The sequence below is a fragment of the Bradyrhizobium sp. CCGUVB1N3 genome, from assembly GCF_024199925.1.
Taxonomy (GTDB): domain Bacteria; phylum Pseudomonadota; class Alphaproteobacteria; order Rhizobiales; family Xanthobacteraceae; genus Bradyrhizobium.
The window spans coordinates 6,025,641-6,046,069 of the sequence record NZ_JANADR010000001.1 but is presented as its reverse complement, the minus strand read 5'-3'; the positions used below and the strand labels follow the sequence as shown (position 1 = coordinate 6,046,069).

15 protein-coding genes and 1 pseudogene are annotated in these 20,429 nt (G+C 63.8%); 5 read left to right on the top strand and 11 right to left on the bottom strand.

Going from position 1 to position 20,429, the window contains the following annotated elements; translation table 11 throughout:
* Positions 1-69: 69 nt before the first annotated feature.
* The 8 genes from NLM33_RS28820 to NLM33_RS28785 all read right to left on the bottom strand — a co-directional run bounded on the left by NLM33_RS28820 (position 70) and on the right by NLM33_RS28785 (position 12,933).
* The gene (locus NLM33_RS28820; protein WP_254105920.1) at positions 70-1,251 is read right to left on the bottom strand and encodes a substrate-binding domain-containing protein; all 1,182 of its coding nucleotides are present in this window, start codon (positions 1,249-1,251) and stop codon (positions 70-72) included.
* Positions 1,252-1,369: 118 nt separating this feature from the next.
* Complete coding sequence (locus NLM33_RS28815; protein ID WP_256570562.1) at positions 1,370-3,421, bottom strand: acyl CoA:acetate/3-ketoacid CoA transferase; 2,052 nt, start codon at positions 3,419-3,421, stop codon at positions 1,370-1,372.
* A gap of 116 nt (positions 3,422-3,537) precedes the next feature.
* Positions 3,538-4,848, bottom strand: a complete 1,311-nt coding sequence (locus NLM33_RS28810) for an MFS transporter (protein WP_254101148.1) — start codon at positions 4,846-4,848, stop codon at positions 3,538-3,540.
* A gap of 198 nt (positions 4,849-5,046) precedes the next feature.
* The gene (locus tag NLM33_RS28805) at positions 5,047-6,489 is read right to left on the bottom strand and encodes a sigma-54-dependent Fis family transcriptional regulator (RefSeq protein ID WP_254101146.1); all 1,443 of its coding nucleotides are present in this window, start codon (positions 6,487-6,489) and stop codon (positions 5,047-5,049) included.
* 348 nt (positions 6,490-6,837) lie between these two features.
* Complete coding sequence (locus NLM33_RS28800; protein WP_254101144.1) at positions 6,838-8,574, bottom strand: bifunctional diguanylate cyclase/phosphodiesterase; 1,737 nt, start codon at positions 8,572-8,574, stop codon at positions 6,838-6,840.
* Positions 8,575-8,789: 215 nt separating this feature from the next.
* Positions 8,790-9,752: a sensor histidine kinase gene (locus NLM33_RS28795; RefSeq protein WP_254101142.1), complete on the bottom strand. Its 963-nt coding sequence runs from the start codon at positions 9,750-9,752 to the stop codon at positions 8,790-8,792.
* A gap of 436 nt (positions 9,753-10,188) precedes the next feature.
* The gene (locus NLM33_RS28790; RefSeq protein ID WP_254101140.1) at positions 10,189-11,565 is read right to left on the bottom strand and encodes a cytochrome P450; all 1,377 of its coding nucleotides are present in this window, start codon (positions 11,563-11,565) and stop codon (positions 10,189-10,191) included.
* Positions 11,566-11,691: 126 nt separating this feature from the next.
* The gene (locus NLM33_RS28785) at positions 11,692-12,933 is read right to left on the bottom strand and encodes an LLM class flavin-dependent oxidoreductase (RefSeq protein WP_254101138.1); all 1,242 of its coding nucleotides are present in this window, start codon (positions 12,931-12,933) and stop codon (positions 11,692-11,694) included.
* Between the two features lie 172 nt (positions 12,934-13,105).
* Between NLM33_RS28785 and NLM33_RS28780 the strand changes: the two are divergent.
* Positions 13,106-13,540, top strand: a pseudogene (locus NLM33_RS28780) (MFS transporter); the annotation flags it as partial.
* Between the two features lie 122 nt (positions 13,541-13,662).
* Entirely contained in the window at positions 13,663-14,859 is a 1,197-nt protein-coding gene (locus tag NLM33_RS28775) for a PHB depolymerase family esterase (protein WP_254101136.1), read from the top strand.
* An 86-nt stretch (positions 14,860-14,945) separates the two neighbouring features.
* Here the strand turns inward: NLM33_RS28775 and NLM33_RS28770 are convergent, their stop codons facing one another.
* Entirely contained in the window at positions 14,946-15,248 is a 303-nt protein-coding gene (locus tag NLM33_RS28770) for a hypothetical protein (protein ID WP_254101134.1), read from the bottom strand.
* Positions 15,249-15,383: 135 nt separating this feature from the next.
* Between NLM33_RS28770 and NLM33_RS28765 the strand changes: the two genes are divergently transcribed.
* Positions 15,384-15,755: a helix-turn-helix domain-containing protein gene (locus NLM33_RS28765; protein ID WP_254101132.1), complete on the top strand. Its 372-nt coding sequence runs from the start codon at positions 15,384-15,386 to the stop codon at positions 15,753-15,755.
* Between the two features lie 187 nt (positions 15,756-15,942).
* On the opposite strand, the gene NLM33_RS28760 is transcribed toward NLM33_RS28765, so the two are convergent.
* Together NLM33_RS28760 and NLM33_RS28755 are read right to left on the bottom strand one after the other, a co-directional pair.
* On the bottom strand, positions 15,943-16,617 hold the full coding sequence (locus NLM33_RS28760; RefSeq protein WP_254101130.1) for an MBL fold metallo-hydrolase: 675 nt from the start codon (positions 16,615-16,617) through the stop codon (positions 15,943-15,945).
* 164 nt (positions 16,618-16,781) lie between these two features.
* Positions 16,782-17,900: a VWA domain-containing protein gene (locus tag NLM33_RS28755; protein WP_254101128.1), complete on the bottom strand. Its 1,119-nt coding sequence runs from the start codon at positions 17,898-17,900 to the stop codon at positions 16,782-16,784.
* A 230-nt stretch (positions 17,901-18,130) separates the two neighbouring features.
* Between NLM33_RS28755 and NLM33_RS28750 the strand changes: the two genes are divergently transcribed.
* Positions 18,131-19,732, top strand: a complete 1,602-nt coding sequence (locus NLM33_RS28750; RefSeq protein WP_254101126.1) for an alpha-amylase family glycosyl hydrolase — start codon at positions 18,131-18,133, stop codon at positions 19,730-19,732.
* 205 nt (positions 19,733-19,937) lie between these two features.
* Positions 19,938-20,429 carry an MmcB family DNA repair protein gene (locus NLM33_RS28745; RefSeq protein ID WP_254101124.1) on the top strand — a complete coding sequence of 164 codons (492 nt, stop codon included), beginning with the start codon at positions 19,938-19,940 and terminating at the stop codon, positions 20,427-20,429.

Genomic DNA, 20,429 nt, shown 5'->3' with positions numbered 1-20,429 from the left:
GAGAACCCCCAAGAGGATAGAGCCCCCACCCGACCTCCCCCGCAAGCGGGGGAGGTGAAGCAAGAAAACTCAGCGCTTGTTGCGGATCGGAACGTCCATGTCCTCGATCTTCAGCTCGCGCACCGGCTCGAGGATGGCCCAGGCGACGTTCGGATCGACCTTGACCTTGAAGTGATACATGCTCTGGAGCGCCTGATGGTCCTCTTTGCGAAACACCATCTTGCCCTTGGGCGTGTCGAACTCCATGCCTTCCATTGCCGTGATCAGCTTCTCGGTGTCGGTCGACTTCGCCTTGGTGACGGCGGCGACGACGGACATCGCGGCGGCAAAGCCGCCGGCCGTGAAGAAGTCCGGCGGCGCCTTGAAGCGCTTCTGGTGCTCGGCCACCAGCCAGTCGTTCACCGGGTTCTTCGGGATGTCGTAGTAGTAATAGGTCGCGCCTTCCATGCCCGGCAGCGCCTTGTAGGCCGCGAGCGCCGGCAGGATGTTGCCGCCGGTCGAGAGCTCGATGCCGTAACGCTTCGGATCCATGTCCTGGAGCTTGGCCAGCGGATTGCCGGCGCCGGCCCAGATCACCCAGATCACCTTGCGGCCCGGCTTGTCCTTCAGTGCGTCGAACAGGCGCTGGCCGACGGCGGTGAAGTCAGTGGTCGAGGTCGGCGCATATTCTTCCGCGGCGAGCGTCGCACCGGTCTTGGCCAGCGCCTCCTTGAAGGCGGCGACGCCGTCGCGGCCGAAGGCGTAGTCCTGCGCCAGCGTCGCAACGGTGACGCCCTGCTTGCCGATCGCGACCGCGTTGGAGATTGCGTCCTGCGAAGAGTTACGCGCGGTGCGGAAGATGTAGCGATTCCACTTCTCGCCGGTAATCTGGTCCGCGACCGCCGGCTCGACGATCAAAATCTTCTTGTTCTCTTCGGCGACGGGCAGGATCGCGAGCGCCGCAGCCGAGGACGTCGTGCCGATCGCGATGTCGACCTTGTCGTCCTGATAGGCTTCCGCGAGTGCGGCTTTCGCAAGGTCCGGCTTGCCCTGGTCGTCCTTGGTGATGATGACGATCTTGCGACCGTCGAGCGTCATGGTGCCCTTGGTGGCGTATTCAAAACCCATTTGCAGGCCGGTCTCGGTTTGCTTGGCATAAGCCTCCAGCGGACCGGTCTTGCCGTAGATCAGCGCGATCTTGAGGTCATCTGCGCGCGCTGCGGTGGCCGCGGCGAGGCCAAGAATCGTTGTTGCTATGGTTGTTGTTATGATGACGGGTAAACGCAAGATGATCCCTCCTGATTCACTTTGTTGGGCAATAGCGATTTGCACGGCGCGAAGAACATTGCAATTCGACCTTCTGCCCGAGGCCGCGCATGCAAGGTCTGCATCATTTTTGAGCCTGCCGCGCGCCGCGTGACGCGCCATCATCGCGTGCGTCCGTCCCCTCGACCTGCCGCATATCCGACTGCGCCTCGGCGGCACTCTCGAAGATGTGCGGCGCTACGCCGCGCTTTTCCAGCGCTTCGCCGAGCTTGATGCGCAGGAACCCTGATGTCGTGTAGCGCGACACGCCGGAATAGAAGCGGTCGACGAGGCTACGGACCATGGCCGAGTAGTCGTCCATCAGCTCGGGGAGGATCGAGAAGTTGTCGTAGTTGACGATGGCGTAAACCCTATGGCCGAGCGGGGTGAGCCTGGCCTCGACGATCCGCGCGATGGCGTCGATATCGGCCTTGCTGCGCAGGGGATAGCGTTCCAAATTGACGAAGAACAGGTTCTGCTGCTCGTCCAGCGTGAAGCGCTGGTCGAGCGGGATGGTGAGAAGCCGCTCGCGGAGCTCCATCAGATCGTCGCGAAAGATGCGCGCGTCCATCAGGGTGGGGTCGCGCGGGATCAGCGGCTTGAAGTCCATCAGGCGCAGGATGTCGCGCTCGATATCGATGCCGGGGGCGACCTCGACGAGCTCGAGGCCGTCGGGGCGCAAGCTGAAGACGCAGCGCTCGGTGACATAGAGCACGCGCTGCCCGCGCGCCGCCGAGACGGCGCCGCTGAAGGTAACGTGCTCGACATGATCGACGAACTTGCGTGACTTCGCTTCCTGGACGATCGACAGTCTGCCGTCGCTGACCGCAATGTGCTGCTTGCCCGCACCGAAGGTGCCGACGAAGACGACTTCCTTGGCGTTCTGGCTGATGTTGATGAAGCCGCCGGCGCCCGCAAGCTTCGGTCCGAACTTGCTGACATTGAGGTTGCCGGCGCGATCGACTTGGGCAAGCCCGAGGAAAGCCGCATCGAGGCCGCCGCCATCGTAGAAATCGAATTGATAGGGCTGGTCGATCACGGCCTGCGTGTTGATCGCCGCGCCAAAGTCGATGCCGCTTGCGGGGATGCCGCCGATCACGCCGGGTTCGGCCGTCAGCGTGATGAGGTCGATGATGCGCTCTTCATTGGCGACCGAGGCAATGCCTTCGGGCATGCCGATGCCGAGATTGACGACACTGTTGGCCTTCAATTCGAAGGCGGCGCGGCGGGCGATGATCTTGCGCTCGCTCATCGGCATTGCGGGGAGCGATGTGGCACGCACCCTGATCTCGCTCGAGAAGGCCGGGTTATATTGCGTGCCGAACGTCTGCCAGTGGTGCTCGGGCTTGGCCACCACGACGCAGTCGACGAGGATGCCGGGAATCTTGACCTGGCGCGGATTGAGGCTGCCGCTCTCGGCGACGCGCTCGACCTGGGCGATGACGATGCCGCCGGAATTATGCGCGGCCATGGCGATGGCGAGCGCTTCCAGCGTCAGCGCCTCCTTCTCCATGGTGAGATTGCCGTCGGGATCGCCGGTGGTGGCGCGGATGATCCCGACATGGATCGGAAACGTCTTGTACAGCAGGCACTCCTCGCCGCCGATTGTGATCAGCTCCACCATGTCCTCGGTGGTACGCGCATTCAGTCTGCCGCCGCCATTGCGCGGATCCACGAAGGTGCCCATGCCGACGCGGGTAATGTGGCCGGGCCGGTGCGCCGCGATGTCGCGGAACAGATGCGTGATCACGCCCTGCGGCAGGTTATAGGCCTCGATCTGGTTGGCAATCGCGAGCTGCTGCAATTTCGGGGCAAGGCCCCAATGCCCGCCGATCACGCGCCGGACGAGGCCCTCATGCGCGAAATGGTTGAGGCCTTTATGCTTGCCGTCGCCCTGGCCCGCCGCATAGACCAGCGTCAGATTGTGCGGCTTGCCTTGCGTATAGGGCGCATCGCCCTCGTTGGAGAGATAAAGCTCCTCGAGCGCGATCGCGATCTCCTCGGCAAAGCCGATGCCGACGAAGCCGCCGGTGGCGACCGTGTCGCCGTCGCGGATCAGCATGACGGCTTCCGCCGCCGTGACGATCTTGCCCTTCTCGGAATTGCGCAGGTAAGGCAGAGCTGGGTGCTGGCTCACGGCGTTCCTCCCGATCCCTGGACCGCATGCCGTTGTTGCGTTTTGCGTCGATCTTAGCGCGAGGAGCAGTCCTGGAACAGGCCGCTCCTCGCGGCGCGAGACATGGCTCAGGCAGTTCAGGCCTGAACTATCTTGCGTGTTTCGGTGGCGAAGTAGACCGACACGATGGTGATGATCGCGAGCACGATCATGTACAGCGAGATCGGCCAGGTTGCCGGCGCATAGGCCGTCATCAGGCCGGTCGCGATCAGCGGCGACAGCGCGCCGGCGAAGATGGAGGCGAGGTTGTAGCCGAGCGAGACGCCGCTATAGCGCACCTTGGTGCCGAACAGCTCGGACAGGAAGCTCGCCTGCGGGCCGTACATCGCGGCATGTCCGATGGCGAGTCCCAGCACGATCGCGATCCAGGCGAGGTGCGGTTCCTTGGTCGACAGCAGCATGAACAGCGGGAACGACATCAGCGCGGAGAAGACCGCGCCGAAGATGTAGATCGGCCGCCGCCCGACGCGGTCGGAGAGCGCGCCGAAAGCGGGAATGGTGAAGGTCTCGATCGCGGCCGCGATCAGGACGCCGTTCAACATGTCCTGCTTGTTCATGCCGAGCGATTGCGTCGCATAGGCCAGCACGAAAGTCGCATAGATGTAGAAGAAGCCGTTCTCCGCAAAACGCGCGCCCATCGCGAGCAGGATGTTCTTCGGATACATCCGGATGGCCTCGAGGATCGGCATCTTCACTTCCTGCTTGGTGTCCTTGACCTTCTGGAACTCCGGCGATTCCGCGATGGTGAAGCGGATCCACAGGCCGACCAGCACCAGTGCGATCGAGAACAGGAACGGGATGCGCCAGCCCCAGGCAAGGAGCTGCGCGTCGGTCAGCATCGACGACACCACCGAGAACACCAGCGTGCCGAGCACGAGGCCGAGCGGCGCACCAAGCTGCGGCCAGCTGCCGTAAAAGCCCTTCTTGTCCTCGGGCGCATGCTCGACCGCCATCAGCACGGCGCCGCCCCATTCGCCGCCCAAGCCGAAGCCCTGGATCAGGCGGCAGGCGACGAGCAGGATCGCGGCCCAGATGCCGGCGGTCTCATAGGTCGGCAGGAAGCCGATCGCCGCGGTCGCAGCGCCCATGATCAAGAGCGTCAGATAGAGCATGGTCTTGCGGCCGATCTTGTCGCCGTAGTGGCCGAACACGACACCGCCGAGCGGGCGCGCGATGAAGCCGAGCGCATAGGTCGCAAACGCCAGCAGCGTCCCCATCATGGGGTCGAAGGTCGGAAAGAACAGCTTGTTGAAGATCAGCGCGGCGGCGGTGCCGTAGAGGAAGAAATCGTACCACTCGATCGCCGTGCCGATCAGGCTCGCGGTGGCGACGGTGACGTGCGATGGCTGCTTTGCCTGAAGCTGATTGACTGTGATCGCTCCACTCATCTTGGGTCCTCCCTGTTTTTGCCAAGTGCGCATTTGCAGCATGCGTCTTTGTGCAGAGCGAAAAACAAGCTCCGCGCCAGATGCGATGGAGAAGAGCAAAGTGGCTGAAAACCCGGCAATTCGCGCATCCGCGCCGGAAAGGACGCGCGGTGCGCGGTGTCCGGAGTCTGAGACTCCGGACAATCTCTGTCTCGAAACTCAGACGGAGGCCGGTCCCGAGGCGAGGCCGAATTTGGCGAGCTTCTTGTAGAAGGTCGCACGCGAGATCTGGAGCATCTTTGCCGCTTCCGATATCTGGCCGTTGCTGGCGGCGAGCGCCTGTTCGAGCGTGTGCTTCTCGAACTCGGCTTCAGCCTCGGCATAGGGAATGACGGTGCCGCCGGTGCGGACCTGCGCCACCGGTCTGGTGTCTGCGCCGATGGGCAGGATGCGGGCAAAGTCCTCGCCGGTCAGCCGTCCTGAATCGCTCAGGATCAGCGCGCGCTCCAGAATGTTGCGGAGCTCGCGGACGTTGCCGGGCCAGTCGTAGCGGGCAAGGGCGGCAAGCGCACTCGGCGTGATCCTGGCGTTGACGTAATCGCCGGTAGCGCTGATGTCCTCGAGCAGCCGCGCGCAGATGTCAGGGAGATCGTCGAGACCGTCGCGCAAGGGCGGCAGGCCGATCGAGAGCACGTTGAGCCGGTAATAGAGATCGGCGCGGAAGGCGCCCTCGCTGACGCGCTTGTGCAGGTCCACATTGGTCGCCGCGACCACGCGCACGTCGATCTTGGTGACCTTGTCGGAGCCGAGCGGCTCGATCTCGCGCTCCTGCAGCACGCGCAGCAGCTTGGCCTGGAGCTGGAGCGGCATCTCGCCGATCTCGTCGAGGAACAGCGTGCCGCCATCGGCGATGCGGAATTTTCCCTCGCGCCCCTTGCGGTCGGCCCCGGTATAGGCGCCGGGCGCCGTGCCGAAGAATTCCGACTCGATCAGCGTGTCGGGAATGGCTGCGACGTTGACGCTGACGAACGGCTTTTCAGCGCGGGAGGAAGCGTTGTGAATGGCCTGCGCCAGCATCTCCTTGCCCGTTCCAGTCTCGCCGGTCAGCAGCACGGTGACGTTCTGCCGCGCGGCGCGCGCCGCCAGCTCCTTGGCCTGCGCGATCCCTGGCGTCGCACCGACATAGTCGGCAAAAGTGAAGCGCGCAGCACGTGCGTGCGACAATTGCCGCCGCGCCAGCCGCAGATCGCTTTCGAGCTGGGTGACGCGCGCGAGCAGTGGCTTCAGCCCTTCGAGGCGGTCATAGAGCACGAAGCCGATGGCACCGATGATATTCCCGCGCTCGTCCTCGATCGGCATGCGGGTGACGACGAGCTGCTCTCCGCCGAGCTCCATGATGTCGAGGATAATCGGCTCCCCGGTCTCCACCACCCGCCGCATCAGGCTGTTGGGAATGATCTCCTCGATCGGACGTCCCAGCGCCTCGGACTCATGCGAGAGGCCGATCGCGGTGACGTATTTCTCGTTGACATAGACCACCCGCCCGTTGCGATCGATCGCAATGGCGCCCTCGCAGAGATGCTCCAGCCGCTCGAACAGCGTCTCCATGGCGCGGGCGCGAATATAGGCGGAATCGCTGACGACGGAGGAGGGCGCGGACATGGCGTACCTCGGTGGCTGCCAAGCGAGGCAAGCCCGGACGTTCGCCTGCTTCTTAGCAAAAGGCCAGCAATTTCAAAGGGAGAAAACGTGGTTCGAGAGGGTGCCGCACTCGCGTCGTCCCGGGGCGCGCGAAGCGCGAGCCCGGGACCCATAACCACAGGGAGGGGTTTGGCGAAGACTCGTGGTTACCAGTTCGCGCCACGACTCCTTCCTGGGGCTATGGGTCCCGGCCTTCGCCGGGACGACATCGAGTTTGTTGATGCGCTAACGGCCCCAACCACTACCGTCGCGGGGCTCGCGCTTCGCGCGCCCCGGGACGACATCGAGATTGTTACGCTGACCTCGCCCTTACCGCCGAAACCCACCCGCCCGCGAATAGCCTTGGCGGTTCTGCTGCGCCGGGCGGCTTGCGATGCTGACTCGCGCTTCGCTGGTCGCGGGCGTTGCGAGCTTCAGCTCCTCCAGGAAGACCGGCCGGGCGAAATAATAGCCCTGCGCAAAGCGGATCTTGGTCGCGGCTTGCAGGTACGCCAGCTCCTCATAGGATTCGAGGCCTTCGGCGATCACCGTCATGCCCAGCGCTTCGCTCAAGGATTCGATCGCGCGCAAGATGCCCTGGCTGCGCGGGCGCTTATGGATATCGGTGATGAAGGAGCGGTCGATCTTGATCTCGTCGGCCGTGATGTCGGCAAGGGCCGAGAGCGAGGAAAAGCCGATGCCGAAATCGTCGATGGAGATGCCGACGCCGAGCTTGCGGAACATCGGCAGGATCTCGGACTGGAAAAGATTCGTAGCGACGAAGGCGTCCTCCGTCACCTCGATCATGAAGCGTTTCGGGAAGCCGGTCTCGTCCAGCGCCCGCGCAAAAGAGCGCATGAATTCGGGATTGCCCGCCTGCTTGGCGGCGACGTTGATGCTGATGGTGGCTTCCGCGCCAAAAGTGTCGTTGATGAGGTCGATCGACCTCACGATCTCGGCCAGCACGAGATGGGTGAGCTCGTCGATCAGCCCGAGCTCGACTGCGAGGTTGATGAATGAGCCCGGCGCCTGGATCACACCCTCATCGTCGCGCAGGCGCACCAGCGCCTCGATGCCCTTCACGGCCTGGGTCCTGATGTCGACCTTGGACTGGAAGGCGCAGCAGAAGCGCTTCTCGAGGATGGCGAGTCGCAGCGATTGCTCGATCTTCATGCGCGCGAGCGCCTCGCGCTCCATGCCGGAATCGAAGAATGCGGCGGAGCCCTTGCCGTCGTTCTTGATGCGGTACATCGCGATGTCGGCATTCTGGCGCAGCACCTCGAAGCTGCGGCCGTGATCCGGATAGAGGCTGACGCCGACCGAGGTGGAGGCGAAGATCTCGGAGGAGTCGATGAAGAAGGGCGCGGTGAGGCGCTTCAGCGTCGCCTGGATGAATTCGGCGACCTCCTCTTCGCTCTTGATCGGCGAGAGCAGCAGCAGGAATTCGTCGCCCGAGATCCGCGACAGCATGTCGGTCTCGCGCAGGTCGCGGCCGAGCCGCTTCGATAGCTCGACCAGCAGCGCATCACCGACCGAATGGCCGTAATAGTCGTTGATGTGCTTGAAATTGTCGATGTCGAGAAAGGCGAGCGCAAAACGCTCGCTGCTGCCCTCGCGCGCCAAAATGCCGTTGGCGCGATGCTCGATCACGCGCCGCGAGGGCAGGCCGGTGAGCTCGTCGAAATAGGCCGAGCGAAACAGCTGGTCCTCGAAATTCTTTTGCTCGGTGATGTCGGAGGAGGCGGAGATGAGGAGATCGCGGCCGGCAAGGCGGACCGGACGATGGGTGGTGAGCAGGACCTGGCGCGCAGTGCCGTCATGAACGGATTCCTCGGCCACCACCGGCTGGCCGGCCTGCATCGCCCGCTGGGAGGCTTGGCGGCGCTGCGTCAGGTCCGGCTTCGGCCGGCTGCCATCCATGCCGAGATGGCGGGCGGCGGCATCGTTAACCAGAATGATGTCGCCGCGCGCGTCCTGCACGGTCACGCCGGCAGGCAGCATTCTAACGATTTCCTTGAGAAATCCGAGCTCGGCATCAGCCGCGCCGGAGTATTTGCTGTCGTTCATAGAATTCATGAATCTTGCTGTTCAGGCGCGGCTTTGTAGTGGCGCGATCTTGCAGAGTTCCCTCTTAGTTTTGGTTAAGGGATACGCAGAAATACGGGGCGGGTGCGCAACAACCTGTTGCGCCGGCACGAGCGGCGGCGATCGTCATTAACAGAGCGTCAATGGCCCTTGCGAAACCGCGAGGGATGCGCGCGGCTTGCTTTGCCGCCAAACTGTCAGGATTTGGGAATGCGACATTGCATGATGCAATGAACGCCGCTCTTCAAGTACGAGATCTCGCTCTTGCCGTCGAAAGCCAAGAGTGCGGATTTCAACAATTTGGTGCCGAAGCCCGGCGCCGAGACCTTGTCGACGCTGGGTCCTTCGGTTTCGTCCCAGGTGATGGTGAGACGACCGTCGGAGGCGGTCCACGACACCTGCAACAGGCCGCGCGGGGCCGAGAAGGCGCCGTATTTGCTCGCATTGGTAGCGAGCTCGTGAAACATCAGTGACAGCGTGACCGCGAGCTTCGCCGGCAGGTATAGCCGCTCGCCGTTCAGCGTGAAGCGCACATGGCCGTAAGGGCCGAGCTCGGAGATCAGGAGGTCGCGGATATCGCAGCCGGAATTGTCGACGCGTGCGATCAGATCGTCGGTTGCTGCCAGCGACCGCAGCCGCGGATCGACGCGGGCCCAGACCTGCGGCTGGTCATGCAGCACCTGATGAAGCACCGCGTGCACGGTCGAGAGCTTGTTCTTGAGCCGGTGTTGCAATTCGTCGACCAGGAGCTTGCGATACTCTTCTTCCTCGATCAGGCGCTTGGAGATCCGCCGCTGCTCGATCAGCAGCGAGCGATAGTGCTCGACGCCCCAGATCGTGAGCGCGGTGACGGCCCAGTACAGCACCAGGAGGACGAAGCGCGCGGTGTCGGCATGGGCGTCGCCGAAATTCAGGCTGACGCCGAGCACGCCACCGATCAACGCGGTGACGACGCCGACGCGCAGGCCGCCGAATGCGGCGGCAAAGAACACGGCCGGAAAATACGGCGTGAAGAAAATGTCCGGCCGCACCTGGGCGAGGCCCCAGCGCACCAGCGTCGCGAGCACGAGACAGATCGTCGCAAAGCCGACGCTGAGCGCCAGCGAAGGCGGCGAGATGCCGAGCCAGCCTTTCCGGAATTCGTCGACCAGTTTCATCATCTGCCGCTCGACCGCGAAGCGAACTCGGAAGGCGGGCTGCAAATGAAGGCGATGCACAGGCCGCCTGCGCAAGCATAGCTTGCCTCGGCATTGGCAGGGGGGAATATTGGCCGTTGGAACGACGCCGCGCGGTGCCGGTCGATTGGCCTCAAATCATTCGAAAACAGGAACATCCCATGGGCAGGCTGGAGCAACCAGCGGGAGTCTTTGTCGCTGAACGTGCCAAAATTGTGATCGACTGAGGTTTATACCGGAAGGCGAGGTGCATGCCGGAGCCTTGCCCACCATCTCTTCACGATTCTCAAATTCAGATCCTCATGGTGAGGAGGCGCAACGCGCCGTCTCGAACCATGAAGGCCCTGCTGTTGCCTGTGGCCATCCTTCGAGACGACCGCTTCGCGGTCTCCTCAGGATGAGGTCTGTACGCGTAGCGCAATCACGCCGCCTTCACCACCACCCGCAATCCGTCGCGCGGTTTCGGGATCGGCCACATCTGCCAATCCGGCTTGTAACCGGGCTCCAGCGACACCTCGAGATTCTGCAAAAAGTGCCGCGCAAAGCACTTCGCCTGCATGTAGGCGAAGTGCAGGCCGAGGCACATATGCGCGCCGCCGCCAAACGGGATCCAGGCGAAGCGGTGGCGGTTGCGCTGCGCCTCCTCGGTGAAGCGCTTGGGATCGAAATGATCAGGCTCCGGCCAGATGTCCTTCATGTGATGGGTATAGAGCGGATTAACGCCGACCGCCGTACCGGCCGGAATCGTAAAGCCCTTGAAGGTGAAGTCGCGCATCGCGCGGCGCGGCATCGACGGCACCGGCGGCTTGATCCGCAGCGCCTCCTTGAACGCCATCTCCGACAGCGGCATCTTTTCGAGATCATCGAAGCTCGTCGGCGCGCCGGCCGGCAGCTTGAGCGCCGTAACCTCCTCGCGCAGCCGGCCCTGCCATTCCGGATGCGCCGCAAGCTCGCCGATGAAGGACGTCAGCGACGAGGTCAGCGTGTCATGGGCGGCCATCATCAAGAAGCTCATATGGTCGATGATGTCCTGCTCGGAGAGCAGCGCGCCGTCCTCATGGGTGGCGTGGCAGAGCTGCGAGAACAGATCCTCGCCGCCTTGCTTGGCGCGGCGCAGCGGAATCTGCTCCCTGAAATAGGCGACGATGCGCTTGCGTCCGTTGACGCCGCGCGCCATCTGCGTGCCGGGCAGGGGACGGCGGATCGGGGTGACGGCGGCCGCCACCATGTCGACGAAGGCGCGGTTGATCTCGTCGACCTCCGGCCCGATGTCGGCGCCGAGGAACGACGTCGCGGCAAGATCGAGCGTGAGCTGCTTCATCGCCGGATAAAGCTGCATTGCGCCGGGCCTCGCCTTCCACTGCGCGACCCGCGCCGCGATGCCCTTGTCGAGATCGGTGAGATAGGACTTCATCGGCCCGGACTTGAAGGCGACCGACAGCGCCTTGCGGTGCAGGCGGTGCTCGTCGAAATCGAGCAGCATCAGGCCGCGCGGAAACAGCAGTCCGAGCACCTTGTTCCAGCCGTGCGTCGAGGAGAACAGCTTTTGCTGGTCGAACAGCACGAGCTCGTTCGCCTCCGGCCCGAGCAACACCACGTTGGTCTCGCCGAAGATGTGGGTGCGATAGACCGGGCCGTATTTTGCGCCGGCCGCCTCGATGTGGCCCTTGGGGTCGGCCAGCACCTGGAACGTCTTGCCGATGATCGGCCAGCCCTCGTCGCCCGGAATATGCTTGAGCTCGTTGCGCTTCGGCGCGGTCCAGCTGATCGCGGGCGAGGCCACACTCTGCATCGTCATGGCGTTGGCTCCGGTTGTTGACCGAGCCGGATCACGCGACCACGGCCCGGCTGACGTCGACAGCATAGCACGATTGGGGCGGAAACGATGTGACGGCATTCGCAGGCGAATGCCGCGACGCAGGCCTCAGGCCTGCCGTTTCGCCGCCTCCTTCTGCAAATCCGGTGCATTGACGGCGGGGATTGCGACGCGGCCGGGGCCGGTCTGGTTCAAGGCCTCGGCGGCCTTCTCGTTCTCCATGATCTTGGCCATCACCGCCTGCCCCGCGCGCTCGAAGATCGCACGGTTCTCGATCACGAATTTTTGTGACCTGCGAAGTCCGTCGATATAGCCGTTGATCTCGGGCACCACGTAGCGTGCGACCATGTCCCAGCTCCGGCGCGTGGCCTCCGGATTGGCCCAGTCGTGCACGAAGCCGATGATGGCGCCGACGCCGCCGGACACCTCCATCACGTTCTTGATGGTCTTGACGAGGTCATCGGGCGTGCCGATGGTCGAGGCCGCGCCCTCGACGAAGGCGGTCTTGTCCACGGCCTCGTCGGGCGAGGAGAACGCGGTCAGGCCCGGCCGTTGCAGCGTGCCGACATTATATTCGTTGTGCCAGCGCATCAGCCCGGCGCCGGCCTCGCGGCGCGCCTGCTCGCGGGTCTCGGCGATGTGCCAGGTCAGCAGCACCCGCCAGTCGGCGCGGTTGACCTTGGTGCCGTGCTTCCTGGCGGCATCCTCGGCGAACTCCCATTGCTGCCGCAGCGACATCAGGCCCTGCGTCGTCATCGAGCCCAGCGAGATGATGCCGATGCCGTACTTGCCGGCGAGCGTCATGCCCGACGGCGAGATCTGCGAGGCCACCACGAACGGCATCTCCTCCTGGAGCGGCAGCAGCTGGAGCGCGGCGTCGTTCATGGTGAACCAGTCGCTCTTGGCGGTGACGCGCTCGCCGTTGAAGAGGCGGCGGATGACGGCGATCGCCTCGTCCTGGCGGTCGCGCTGCGTCATCGGGTCGATGCCGAGCGTATGCGCGTCGGATGCGAGTGCGCCGGGGCCGGAGCCGAAGATCGCGCGTCCGCCGGTCATGTGGTCGAGCTGCACCATGCGCTGCGCGACGTTGAAGGGATGGTGATAGGGCAGCGAGACCACGCCGGTGCCGAGCCTGATGCGCTTGGTGCGCTCGCCGGCCGCCGCCAGGAACATCTCGGGCGAAGCAATCATCTCCCAGCCGGAGGAATGATGCTCGCCGCACCAGAACTCGTCATAGCCGAGCGCGTCGAGCTGCTCGACCAGGTCGAGATCGCGCCGGAACTGGAGCATCGGATGCTCCCCGATCGGGAGATGCGGGGCAAGAAAGGCTCCGAATTTCAGGCGCGCCATGGCGTTCTCTCCGGCTGAATTTTCTGTTTGTTAGGTCCGCGAGGCTACGTGCTCGCGCATGCGAGCGCAATCGCGCCGTCTCCCGCGCAGCGGAATGCAGCCATGTGCGAAATCCTATCTCTGAGGTAATCGCGGTGGTGCATCCGATCTGAAACCATCCAGGCAGCGAAGTTCGTCGCGCCACAGCGGCGCGCGGGCGCGGCATCGCGGCACCAAGGTGCTGATCGAGGGCTGCGCTCTTCAGATCGCGGGCCTCGCCGCGCTCGCGGTTCTCGCCGTCTTTGTCGATGCGCCGACGCCGGTCATGCTCGCGCTCACCATGATCGTCTTCGGCTACGGCCAGGGTCTCGTGATGGCGCCGCTTTCGGGCGCCGTGCTCTCGACGGTGAAGCCTGTCGCAGCAGGCTCGGCATCCGGCATGTACGGCACAACCATACAGATCGGTAATGCAGCCGGTGTCGCCGCCATCGGCGCGCTCTATTTCGCGATCGAATCGGTGCACTCATCGCGTGCAGCATTCTTCGTCGCACTCGCCTCGTTTGCGACGTTAATCATTGTCTGCGTCGCATTTCTGACATGGATGCGTCGCGCGCATGCTCGAAGTTGAGGCATTTCGGGGAATCCCCGTGGATTCCCGGGTAGCTGAACGGCACACACACTTTTTATTTTGCGCCGCAGCAACTATTTGCTTTGGGGTGAAGTTGGAAGTCGCCCCATCAGGAGCTGTCGGTGTCGTTAACCAGGAATGTCGATCTCTTAAGACGTCTGCCAAAGCTGAATGCTCTGCGTCTTGCCGAAACGGCACGTGGCGCAGGCGGGCACAGCCCACTCGCGGAAGTCAGCGGATTCGGCGGCAATCCCGGAAACCTGCGCATGTTCGCGTACGTGCCGGCGCAATTGCAGCAGGTGCGCGCGCTCGTCGTCGTGCTGCATGGTTGCGGCCAGACCGCGGCTGGTTACGATCTCGGCGCCGGATGGTCGACGCTTGCAAAGCACTACGGCTTCGCGCTGTTGATGCCGGAGCAGCAGCGCGCCAACAACGCCAACACCTGCTTCAACTGGTTCAGTCCGGAAGACATTGCGCGCGACAGCGGCGAGCCGTGCTCGATCCGCGAGATGATCGCGCACATGGTCACGACGCACGGCATCGATGCGCGCCGTGTCTTCATCACCGGCCTCTCCGCCGGCGGCGGCATGACCTCGGTGATGCTCGCGACCTATCCGGAGGTTTTGGCAGCCGGCGCGGTCATTGCGGGGCTGCCTTACGGCGTGGCGTCGAACCTGCGTCAGGCGCTCGACGGCATGTTTCATTCGCCCGAGCGTCCTGCGCGCGAACTCGGCGATCTCGTGCGCAAGGCGTCCGATCATCGCGGTCCCTGGCCGAAGATTTCGGTCTGGCACGGCAGCGCTGATCGCACCGTCAATCCCGGCAATGCCGATGAGATCGTCAAGCAGTGGCTCGACCTGCACGACCTGCCGCTGGCGCCGATGGCGGAGACCGTCGTCGACGGCTATCCGCGTCAGGCCTGGTGGAATGCGGACGGCGAGACCATCGTCGAATCCTTCGCCATCACCGACATGGCGCACGGCACCCCGCTGGGCATCGCCGACAACGACCATCGCTACGGCATCGAAGGCGCCTTCCTGATCGAGGCCGGCATTTCCTCGTCGTACCATATCGCCAAATTCTTCGGCCTGACCGACTGGATCCGCAGCCCCACGCTGGAGAAGAAGCCGACCGCGGCGGCGAAGCCGGCGCCGGCCCTGTCGCCCGCGCCGCATCTTGCAAGGTCGATCCGCACCGCCGTCGCGGAGCCGCAGCCCAATGCAAAGGTCAAGGCGAAGCCCAGCAAGAAGGCCAAGCGTGGCCTCGACCTCAGTGCCGTCATCACGCGCGCACTGACGGCCGCGGGACTGATGAAGTAGCTCCCATTTCAGCTCGTCGTCCCGGATCTGGGCTTACGCTTGTCCGGGACGAGGCCTGAGTTCGTGGTGGCGCTACAGCCTCAATCCTACGCCGTCTGATCGATCAGCTCGATCGGCGTCACCGTCACCTCGCCGCCGGCGACCGTTCGCGTCATCTCGGTATAGTGCTTGAAGAAATCGCGCGATTGCAGCGTCTTTTGCGCGGCTTCGTCGGTGACGCTGGCAAGGTGGAAATAGCTGTTGTCGTCGCGGTTCTTCATGCAGCGATAGCCGATTTTGCCTTTCAGCTCCGGATCCGCGTTGATCGCCCTGATGAAGCGGCCGATCTCCTGGTGCCAGGCCTCCGTCGTGCCGTTCCTGAACTGGTACTTGATCATGAAGTGCTTCATGTAAGGCTCCCTTCGTCATGTGCGCCATCATCTGCGCCTTGGGAGCAGTCCTGCAAGTATGGACAAAATTGATAGTATGGACTTTTTTGGCGTCCCTCCTATCCTTAATCCTCGGGATGTGAAGGAGGTGACGAGATGGCGAAAGCGAGATCGGCCCCGCGGAGCTGCCCGGTCGCAGCCTTCCAGAAGATGATCGCAGGCAAGTACAAGCTCAGGATCGTCTGGGACTTGAAGGACGGCCCGCGCCGCTACGGCGAGATCAGGAGCGGCCTGCTCCGAGGTGCCGTGGGCAGCGCCGAGATCACCCCGCGCGTGCTCAGCCGCGAATTGAAGGCGCTCACCGAGAGCGGGCTGATCGACCGGCGCGATTTCGGCGTGGTTCCGCCCAAGGTCGAATACCGCCTGACCCGCAAGGGCAAGAGCTTCGTGCCCGTGATATCGGCGATCCGCGATTGGGGCGAGCGGCATTTGAGCGAGCCGGCGGCGCTTGCCGACGCCGCCGAGTAGGGCAGCCTAAAACTTACTGTGTCACAAGACCCCTCATGGTGAGGAGCGCGGAACGCGCGTCTCCGGACGATGCTTTGCATCGCCGGGCGAACCATGAAGGCCCGGCTCTCACCCGCGGGCATCCTTCGAGACGCCCGCTAGTCGCGGGCTCCTCAGGATGAGGGCCGGTGCCTGTGACGCAGTGAAGCTACAGCTCGCCGGTGATGAACGGATTGGTCATCCGCTCATGGCCGATGCGCGAGCCCGCGCCATGGCCGCAGATGAAGCCGACTTCGTCGCCGAGCGGCAAGAGCTTCGTCGTGATCGAGTTGATCAGCGTCGCGTGACTGCCGCCGGGCAGGTCGGTGCGGCCGACCGAACCTGCGAACAGGACGTCGCCGACATGGGCGAACCTCAACTCCTTGTTGAAGAAGACGACGCTGCCGGGCGAGTGGCCGGGACAGTGCAGGATGTCGAAGGAGAGATCGCCGATCGAGACGGTGTCGCCTTCCTCCAGCCAGCGGTCCGGTGCGAAATTGCGCACGCCGGTCATGCCGAAGCGCGCCCCGCTCTCGACCACATTGTCGAGCAAGAACTTGTCGGCGACGTGCGGCCCTTCGATCGGCACCTTCAGTGCGTCGCGCAGATCGGCGGCGCCGCCGACGTGATCGATATGGCCGTGCGTCAGCCAGATCTTCTCCACGGTGACGCCGGTCTGGCTGATCGCGTCCAGGATTTTTGCAACGTCCCCGCCCGGATCGATCACCACGGCCTTCTTGCTGGGCTCGTCCCAGATGATGGTGCAGTTCTGCTCGAACAGCGTCACGGGAACGATGATCGCACCGGCTTTCGCCGCCTCGGATTGTTCGGTTTGCTCGGTCATGGCCTCACATTGCCGATTTTTGGCGGCCCGCCAAGCAAAAGATTCGCGCGGGATCTCGCGGAACGGTTGTCTTGAGGTCTTGAGGGAGGCCGGATCCTTGGACGGCGACCGCAGCGGCGAGGATCTGATTGCAGTTTGTCCTCGCCGCCGCCGCCGGAGCGGCCCTATCGCTTGATCTGTGCCCTGAGCGTATCCCCAACGACCCGGTCGAAAGAGGATGTTCTCGGCGCTTTCGCAAGCTGGTCGCCGACATACTTGTCGCGTTTGGCGACCAGCGCTGCGAGCTGCTCGTTGAGTGCCTTGCGTCGGTCGATCTGCTTGGCGACCTCGGCCGAGCGCTCCTCGGGTTTCATCGCGCGCAGCCTCGCCGGCAGATCTGCTTCCTTGACGGAGGATACGCTGGTGCCGCCGGCAGCGGCGTCGGCCACGAGATCGCCGTCGCCGGTGATGGCCTGCGAGGTCGCTTTGGACCGCTTGTTGATGAAGCTCGCCATGTCGGAGGCGCTTGCCGGCGCCGCGGATACCATGCGCCCAGCTTTTTCCACCTGGATTTCGGTGCGCTTCTGGAGCTCCGGCGACCCATAGGGAATCACAGTTTCGTTGATCTGCTGCTGCAGGATGATGATGTCCTGATCGTAGGGCGTTTCGATCACCACGACCTGCCCTCCGTCCTGCGGTATGGCGATGAAGCGGCCGTCGCCAATCTGTGCGATGTCGCGCCACACACGCTCGGTATCGCGTGCATTGCCGGCGAGCACGGTGTTGACGATGATGTCCTTCTGTCTGGCGACTGCCAGCGTCAGCGGATATTTGGTGTCCTGCGCGTAGTCCATGTGCGGCGGTGCGTCGCCAACGAGGAATACGATGCGTCGCGACTCCGCGCCTGGCGTCCACTGCAGCTTGTTGATGGCGACATCCAGCGCCTCATTGACGCTTTCCGGCCAGTCGCCGCCGCCGCGCGCCTTGAACTCGAGCAGGTTGGCGTAGAGATCCTGGATGTCGCGCGTGAGCTCGATCTTGGTCGTGACGTAGTCATCCCCGATATCGCGGTAGGCCACGAGGCCCATGCGGATATCGGCGTCCGGATTGGAATCGACGATGGCCGTGGCGATCGACCAGATCTTGCGCTTGGCGCCCTCGATCAACTGGCTCATCGAGCCGGTTGTATCGAGCACGAAGGCGACCTCGACGGTCGGTCGTGCCATGGCCGAGGACAGGCCTGCGGGCAACGGAAGGACGGCGAGAGCGAAAGCGAGCGAGTTACGGGTGATGCGTGACCTCATGGGTCTCCTCCAGGGTTTCGTCCCCGGAACCAAGGTTCCATCCGCATCGCGGTGGGCTGAGGGCGGGATCGGCGCGAAATTGCGGTGCGAGTCCGCATCAAACGCCATCCTCGCGGCATGACGCGAACTCGCGTCATACGGACGTCCCATTACCCTGTTCCTCTGAACAGGCGCGCCAGTCCCGCGTTGCTTCGTCTGAGGCACATATTTTCGGGGGAAATCACAAAAGTATGGCTCAAAGCGACGAAAACTGGTGGCGCGATGGCATCTTCTATCAGATCTATCCGCGCTCGTTTCAGGACACCGACGGCGACGGGGTCGGCGATCTCGCCGGCATCCTCCGGCGTCTGGCTTACGTGCAATCGCTCGGCGTCGACGCCATCTGGCTGTCGCCGGTCTTCCGCTCGCCGATGGCCGATTTCGGCTACGACATCTCCGACTACACCGGCATCGATCCCCTGTTCGGCACCATGGAGGATTTCGATGCGCTGCTCGAGGCCACCCATGAGAGCGGGCTGAAGCTGATCCTCGATCTCGTGCCGAACCACACCTCCGACCAGCATCCCTGGTTCATCGCCAGCCGCTCCTCGCGCGACAATCCCAAGCGCGACTGGTTCATCTGGCGCGATCCCGGTCCCGACGGCGGTCCGCCGAACAACTGGCTGTCCGAGTTCGGTGGCAGTGCGTGGGCCTATGACGAAGCGACCGGTCAATATTACTACCACGCCTTCCTCGACCGGCAGCCGGACCTCAACTGGCGCAACCCGGATGTCCGCGCGGCGATGTATGACGTGATGCGGTTCTGGCTGGAGAAGGGCGTCGACGGCTTTCGCGTCGACGTCATCTGGCACCTGATCAAGGACGCGGAGTTCCGCGACAACCCGCCGAACCCGCATTACGTGGAGGGACGTCCGCCGCACGAAAAAATCCTCACGCAGTATTCGACCGACCAGCCGGAGGTGCATGACGTCATCGCCGAGATGCGGCGTGTCACCGATGCGTATCGCGCGCGCGTGCTGATCGGCGAGATCTATCTGCCGCTGCATCGGCTGATGGCCTATTACGGCAACGATCTCACCGGCGCGCAGATGCCGTTCAACTTTGCGCTGCTTTCGACCTTCTGGAGCGCGCGCTCGATCGAGACGATCATCGAGGACTACGAGAAGGCGCTGCCGAAGGGGGCCTGGCCGAACTGGGTGCTCGGCAATCACGACCGGCCGCGCGTCGCAGGCCGCGTCGGGCCGGAGCAGGCGCGCGTCGCCGCCATGCTGCTACTGACGCTGCGCGGCACGCCGACGCTCTATTATGGCGACGAGATCGGGATCAGCCAGGTCGCGATCGCGCCCGAGGACGTCCGAGATCCCTTCGAGAAGAACGTGCCAGGCATCGGCGTCGGCCGCGACGGCTGCCGTACTCCGATGCAATGGGATTCTTCGAATTTTGGCGGCTTCTCTCAAGTTGCGCCGTGGCTGCCGCTGCCGGAGATCTACGCTCATGAGAACGTGGTCAATCTCGAAGCCGACAAATTCTCGATCCTCAATCTCTACAAGCGCATGATCATCTTGCGGAAGGCGCACCCGCCGCTGGTCGTGGGCGACTATCATCCGATCGCCGCGCAAGGCGACCTCCTGATCTATCGCCGGCAGGCCGGCGACGACGCGCTGGTCGTGGTGCTCAATCTCGGCCCCGACCCGGTCGCCGTCACCACCAGCGCGGTCCGCTTCGGCAGCGAGATCCTGCTCTCGACCTTCCTCGACCGCGAAGGCGAGGAGCTCGAAGGCGTGCTGGATTTGCGCGGCAATGAAGGCGTGGTGATCGCGCCGTCGCGATGAAGATTCCATCCGTCGTCCCGGCGAAGGCCGGGACCCATAGCGACAGGAAGAAGTTTGGCGAAGGCTCGTGGTTACCAGCTTTGCGTTGCAACTCGGCCCGGTGGTTATAGGTCCCGGCCTTCGCCGGGACGACAGCTGAGAATTGGCTGCAGCTCGCCTCCATCCTACAGTGGGCGCGCGCAGCGGAATCGGCTAGACTTGCCCCATGGACAACGCTGCCCGCCACATCGCACTCGTGCCGCCGACCGACGGCCGCCAGTCCGAAACCGCGCTCGCGGTCGCGCGCGGCACGGCGCGGCTGTTGCGATCGCTCGGCTTCTCCTGCGTCAGCGAACTGCCGCTGCCGTCGGGCCGTCGTGCCGATCTCGTCGCGCTGAACGAGCGCGGCGAGATCTGGATCGTCGAGATCAAGTCATCGGTCGAGGATCTGCGCAGCGACCAGAAATGGCACGAGTATCGCGCCCATTGCGACCGGCTGTTCTTCGCCTTCACGCAGGACCTTCCTTGCGAGATTTTCCCACAAGATACCGGCCTGATCATCGCGGATGCCTATGGCGCGCATCTCCACTGCGAGGCGCCCGAGCACAAGCTGCCGGCCCCCACCCGCAAGCAGATGACGGTGCGTTTTGCGATGGCGGCTGCGCTCCGGATCAATCGCTTGGTCGATCCGCAGGGCCATGCGGAGTTTTGGGAGTAG

Coding starts and splice junctions, on each gene's coding strand:
- NLM33_RS28810 (WP_254101148.1), bottom strand. CDS start 4,848: ATGAGTGGAGCGATCACAGTCAATCAGCTTCAGGCAAAGCAGCCATCG.
- NLM33_RS28805 (WP_254101146.1), bottom strand. CDS start 6,489: ATGTCCGCGCCCTCCTCCGTCGTCAGCGATTCCGCCTATATTCGCGCC.
- NLM33_RS28800 (WP_254101144.1), bottom strand. CDS start 8,574: ATGAACGACAGCAAATACTCCGGCGCGGCTGATGCCGAGCTCGGATTT.
- NLM33_RS28795 (WP_254101142.1), bottom strand. CDS start 9,752: ATGATGAAACTGGTCGACGAATTCCGGAAAGGCTGGCTCGGCATCTCG.
- NLM33_RS28790 (WP_254101140.1), bottom strand. CDS start 11,565: ATGACGATGCAGAGTGTGGCCTCGCCCGCGATCAGCTGGACCGCGCCG.
- NLM33_RS28785 (WP_254101138.1), bottom strand. CDS start 12,933: ATGGCGCGCCTGAAATTCGGAGCCTTTCTTGCCCCGCATCTCCCGATC.
- NLM33_RS28770 (WP_254101134.1), bottom strand. CDS start 15,248: ATGAAGCACTTCATGATCAAGTACCAGTTCAGGAACGGCACGACGGAG.
- NLM33_RS28765 (WP_254101132.1), top strand. CDS start 15,384: ATGGCGAAAGCGAGATCGGCCCCGCGGAGCTGCCCGGTCGCAGCCTTC.
- NLM33_RS28760 (WP_254101130.1), bottom strand. CDS start 16,617: ATGACCGAGCAAACCGAACAATCCGAGGCGGCGAAAGCCGGTGCGATC.
- NLM33_RS28755 (WP_254101128.1), bottom strand. CDS start 17,900: ATGAGGTCACGCATCACCCGTAACTCGCTCGCTTTCGCTCTCGCCGTC.
- NLM33_RS28750 (WP_254101126.1), top strand. CDS start 18,131: ATGGCTCAAAGCGACGAAAACTGGTGGCGCGATGGCATCTTCTATCAG.
- NLM33_RS28745 (WP_254101124.1), top strand. CDS start 19,938: ATGGACAACGCTGCCCGCCACATCGCACTCGTGCCGCCGACCGACGGC.